At 68.0% G+C, this 4754-nt stretch carries 7 protein-coding genes; 4 read left to right on the top strand and 3 right to left on the bottom strand.

Going from position 1 to position 4754, the window contains the following annotated elements:
* From ETP66_RS11685 to ETP66_RS11675, 3 genes are all read left to right on the top strand, one after another.
* The coding region (locus ETP66_RS11685) for an ABC transporter permease subunit (protein ID WP_130842763.1) at positions 1-597 on the top strand (597 nt) is incomplete at its 5' end.
* Positions 594-1556 carry an amino acid ABC transporter permease gene (locus ETP66_RS11680; RefSeq protein ID WP_126204898.1) on the top strand — a complete coding sequence of 321 codons (963 nt, stop codon included), beginning with the start codon at positions 594-596 and terminating at the stop codon, positions 1554-1556. The genes ETP66_RS11685 and ETP66_RS11680, both read left to right, overlap by 4 nt.
* 1 nt (position 1557) lies before the next feature.
* Positions 1558-2292, top strand: coding sequence for an amino acid ABC transporter ATP-binding protein (locus tag ETP66_RS11675; protein WP_130842762.1), 735 nt, complete (start codon positions 1558-1560; stop codon positions 2290-2292).
* A 572-nt stretch (positions 2293-2864) separates the two neighbouring features.
* Here ETP66_RS11675 and ETP66_RS11670 read toward each other — a convergent pair.
* From ETP66_RS11670 to ETP66_RS11660, 3 genes are read right to left on the bottom strand one after another with little or no spacing between them, the layout of a single operon-like run.
* Entirely contained in the window at positions 2865-3443 is a 579-nt protein-coding gene (locus ETP66_RS11670; RefSeq protein ID WP_420883007.1) for a DUF4143 domain-containing protein, read from the bottom strand.
* A gap of 43 nt (positions 3444-3486) precedes the next feature.
* On the bottom strand, positions 3487-3834 hold the full coding sequence (locus tag ETP66_RS11665) for a DUF5615 family PIN-like protein (protein WP_014632318.1): 348 nt from the start codon (positions 3832-3834) through the stop codon (positions 3487-3489).
* The gene (locus ETP66_RS11660; RefSeq protein WP_014632319.1) at positions 3831-4136 is read right to left on the bottom strand and encodes a DUF433 domain-containing protein; all 306 of its coding nucleotides are present in this window, start codon (positions 4134-4136) and stop codon (positions 3831-3833) included. Before ETP66_RS11660 ends, ETP66_RS11665 begins: the two co-directional genes overlap by 4 nt.
* A gap of 190 nt (positions 4137-4326) precedes the next feature.
* Here ETP66_RS11660 and ETP66_RS11655 point away from each other — a divergent pair.
* The coding region (locus tag ETP66_RS11655) for a LexA family protein (protein WP_130842761.1) at positions 4327-4754 on the top strand (428 nt) is incomplete at its 3' end.

Raw genomic sequence — 4754 nt, 5'->3', positions numbered from 1 at the left:
CACATAAATCCTTACACGACCCTCGGCCTCGGGGCTATCACCTGGTTCCTCCTGCGTCAGCGGCCCTTGTGGGCCTGGGGCAGCCTGGTTCTGGGCCTTTTTCTGGGATGGGCGCTTTGGGGTCCTCCCTTTAGCTTCAGCGCGCCGGAGAAGGGGGCCTTCGGCACCCGGGGAGGCCTCCTCCTCTCCCCGGAGTTCGCCGCCCTCCTCTTCGGCCTGGTGGTCTACACCTCGGCCTTCATCGCTGAAGTCTTCCGCGGGGCCATCCTGGCGGTGCCCAAGGGGCAGTGGGAGGCGGCCTACGCCCTGGGCCTCGAGGGCCGGGACGCCTTCCGCCTCATCGTCCTCCCCCAGGCGGTGCGCATCGCCGTCCCGCCCCTCGCCAACCAGTACCTGAACCTGGCCAAGAACACCTCCTTGGGGGTGGCGGTGGGCTACCCGGACCTCTTCTCCGTGTACAGCACCGTGGCCAACCAGTCGGGCCGGAGCCTCGAGGCCATCCTCCTGGTCATGGCCGTGTACCTGACCCTGAGCCTTGGCATCAGCGCCGCCGTCAACACCTACAACCGGCGCGTGGCCCTGAGGTGGCGGCTATGAGGCTTCTCAAGGCCCTCTTCGGGACCCCGGGCAACGCCCTGGTCTCCCTCCTTCTCCTGGCCTTCCTGGGCTGGCTGGGCCAGGCCCTCCTCCTCTGGGGCCTCAGGGCGGAGTGGCGGGTGGTGGGGGAGAACCTCCCTTACTTCCTCGTGGGCCAGCTGCCCAAGGACCACCTGCCCCGGGTGGTGGGCTTCCTGGGATTCCTCGCCCTGGCCATTCTCGGGTGGCTCGGAGGCCTCCGGGTGGTCCGGGTTCCCAGGCCCCGCCTCCTCTTCCTGCTCGGCCTTCTGGGCAGCCTCCTCCTCCTGCCCTGGCCCCCCACCCTCTGGGGGGGCCTCCTCCTTTCCTTCCTGCTCTCCGGGGTGGCCATGCTCCTCGCCTTCCCCCTGGGGGTGGCCCTGGCCTTCGGGCGGCAGGCCCGGCTTCCCGTCCTGCGCTTCCTCGCCATCGCCTTCATAGAGGGAGTGCGCGGGGTTCCCCTGGTCTCCCTCCTCTTCCTGGCTTTCGTGACCGTGCCCCTCTTCCTGCCGGAGGGCTTTCGTCCTCCCCAGGTGGTGCGGGCCCTGGTGGCCTTCACCCTCTTCGCCGCCGCCTACCTGGCGGAGAACGTGCGGGGAGGGTTGCAGGCGGTGCCCAAGGGGCAGTGGGAGGCGGCCTTCAGCCTGGGGCTCACCCCTTTCCAAGCGGTGCGCTATGTCATCCTCCCCCAGGCCCTGAGGGCGGTGGTGCCGGCCCTGGTGGGTCAGTACATCGCCCTCTTCAAGGACACCTCCCTGGTGGCCCTCATCGGCCTCCTGGACCTCATGGGCGTGGCCCGGGCCGTCCTGGCCAACCCCCAGAACGTGGGCCTGGAACGGGAGGTCTACCTCTTCCTGGCCCTGGTCTACCTGGTGGCGAGCGGGGTATTCTCCTACCTGGGAAGGCTCCTGGAGCGGGGCCTGGGGCTGGGGGTGAGGTGAGGTGGAACCCATTATCCGCATCCACAACCTGCACAAGTGGTTCGGCTCCCTGCACGTACTCAAGGGCATTCACCTGGAGGTGGCCCCGGGGGAGAGGTTGGTCATCATCGGCCCCTCGGGCTCGGGGAAGAGCACCCTGATCCGCTGCATCAACCGCCTGGAGGACTTCCAGGAAGGGGAGGTGGTGGTGGACGGCCACAACGTAAAGGACGACCGGGCCCTCCGGGAGGTCCGGCGGGAGGTGGGGATGGTCTTCCAGCAGTTCAACCTCTTCCCCCACATGACCGTCTTGGAGAACATCACCCTGGCCCCCATACGGGTGCGGCGCTGGCCGAAGGAGAAGGCGGAGAGGAAGGCTTTGGAGCTTTTGGAGCGGGTGGGGATTTTGGACCAGGCGGGGAAGTACCCGGCGCAGCTTTCCGGGGGGCAGCAGCAGCGGGTGGCCATCGCCAGGGCCCTCGCCATGGAGCCCAAGATCATGCTCTTTGACGAGCCCACGAGCGCCCTGGACCCGGAGATGGTGGGGGAGGTGCTGGACGTGATGCGGGACCTGGCCCGCGGGGGAATGACCATGCTGGTGGTGACCCACGAGATGGGGTTTGCCCGAGAGGTGGCGGACCGGGTGGTGTTCATGGACGGGGGCCAGGTGGCGGAGGAGGGGAGGCCGGAGGAGATCTTCACGCGCCCCAAGGAGGAGCGCACCCGGGCCTTCCTGGAGCGGGTCCTCCACCACTAGGCACCCGCAGCGCGCAAGGATTCCCCTATGCGCCTCCGGACCCCGATCTTGGGCCTCCTCCTCGCCCTCCGGCCCCTCCGCCTCCAAGGGGCAGCTGCCCCTCGAGGCCTTAGGCCCGGACGGCACCCGAGCGGACCTCGCGGGTAGCTTGGCCCGCTCCCCTAGGAGGGGCAAAAATGCGGGCAGCCAGGGTCGCGCTCTTCCCCCACCTTTCCTCGGGGATGTAGGCGATGCGGTTAGCCCTCGACCCACATTCCGCACCCCCTTCACTCCAGCAGGTAATATCGCCCGGCCCCCAGGAGGCGCACCGCGGTCTCGTGATGTGGAGCTGGGTCGAAGACCAGCAACTTGCCCCCCCAGCTCTACCAAGCGAACCCACATGGACAGTTGAAGCACCCACACGGTCCACGGTGCTGGCCACCAGGCCCAGGTGGCCGAGGTCGTACACCTGCGGGTCGGGTGTAGCTACCATCCCACAAGTCCTAACGCGGGGGGGAGGAGGGGTGCGGAATGTGGGTTGAAGGCCGTCGTAAAGGTCCCCCACCGGGAGCCACGCGGCCCTGGCCAACCGCTCACCAGCAAGGGCAGTGTGGCCGGATAGACCCGGGCCGCGAAACCCGAGGGCGGGCGCTTACCTCCTCCAGAGCCGCTCCATCATCGCCCCAAGGGGAGCGGCGAAGACTCCCTCCCCCAACGGGGAAGGTCTCCCCTCCCGGGTAAATCACGAAGGCCTCCTGGGGCTTGAGGTCCTTCAGCGCCTCGTGGAACCCCCGGGAAGGCCGGGGATCAAGGCTCCGCTTGACCTCCACGGCCCAGAGCCTCCCCCCGGGCAGGAGGAGGACCAGGTCCACCTCCGCCTCGGCCCGGGTGCGGTAGAAGTAGGCCTCGCCCCCCTCGGGAAGCACCTGGAGGAGGTTCTCCACCACGAAGCCCTCATAGCTCCTCCCCACCACGGGGTGGGCAAGGAGGTCCTCCAAAGTGCGGAGCCCCAGGAGGGCGTGGACCAGACCGCTGTCCCGCAGGTAGAGCTTGGAGCTTTTCACCAGGCGCTTCCCCACGTTGGCCTCAAGGGGAGGCAGGCGCCTCAGCAGGTAGAGGTCCACCAGAAGCCGGAGACCTTTAAGCTCCTGGCTTGTGACCGAGGGGCCCAAAAGGAGCTGGTGGACCTCCTTGAAGGAAACGCGAAGGCCAACTCTAGAAGGGCAGATACAGGATGGCGTTCTCCAGCTCCCCAGGTCGCGCGGCAGTCAGAAGGAGCTCCAGATCCTCCAAGATCCGGCCCACGCCGACCCCCCGGCGCAAGAGGATGAGCCCAGACATGGGCCTGCCCTCCTCTATGCGCCGCGCGGCCTCGGCGCTCAGGGTGGCGTGGTCCCTGGACACCAGCACCCGTCCTTCCCGGGCGGCCCACTCCAGGACCTCAGCGTCTGATCTCCCCCCAAGGCCCACGTCCACTACCCGAACCACGTCTAGCCCGGGGTGGCGCCGCTTCAGGCCCAGGAAGAGGGCCCTTTCCACGTTCTCGTCCAAAAGGAGCTTCACGCCCTACCCAGCCGGGCGAGAAGGGCCTTGGGGAAGTGGACCCGGGCCCGCTCCTCCGCCTCCAGAGCCGCCCTCTTCGCCCTCTCCCGGTAGGCGGCCACCTCCTCCGGGTGGCGCAGAGCCCAAGCCAGGACGGCGTACACGTCCGCAAGGCTTAGGCTGGGGTAGGCCAGGACCATCTCCTCGGGGGAGAGCCCCCCCTCGTAGGCGTCCAGGAGGTCTTCCAGGTAGACCCGGGTGCCCTCTACCCGGAGGCCTCCGGCCTCGTCCGCCACTAGGGGGATCCGCTCGGTCAGGACCATGCGCCCCTAAGTATACTCAGGAGCCGCCCCGCGCGCCTAGACTTTGTAGTCGGTCAGCGCATGCCTTCCTGTGCTCCTTCTCGCGGAGATTGGAGTGCCCTACGCCGTTTTGCCCGCTGACCGAAGAACCTTGGGTGGAGGGCTTGCACCTTGAGGGGGGTACTGTTATAAAACAGGTAGAGGAGGAGCTATGGCACCCCCCTTGCCGGAAGGGCAAAAGCGGGTCTTTTTAGAAGCGGCGCGGCTCCTGCGCCAGGGCCTTTCCCCCACGGCCCATGACCTGACCCGGGCCTTGGGCTTGCGGCCGCAGACCGTGCGCCAGCACCTGGAGGCCCTGGCCCGGAAGGGCCTGGTGGTCCTCTATCCCCAAGGGCACGGCCGCCCCACCCACGTGGAGCTTACGCCGGAGGGGAGGCTGCTTGCGGGCCTCGCCATTCCGGTGGTGGGAAGGGTTCCTGCGGGGCCCCTGGAGGAGGCTCTGGAGGAGGTGGAGGGCCTCATCCCCCTGCCCGCACGCCCTAACCTTTTTGCCCTCGTGGTGGAAGGGGACAGCATGGCGGAGTACCTCCTGGATGGGGACGTGGTGGTGGTGGAGCGGGGGTCGTGTAAGGATTTATG

This window comes from Thermus thermamylovorans (genome assembly GCF_004307015.1).
Taxonomy (GTDB): domain Bacteria; phylum Deinococcota; class Deinococci; order Deinococcales; family Thermaceae; genus Thermus; species Thermus thermamylovorans.
This window is presented reverse-complemented; position numbering and strand designations above follow the sequence as displayed.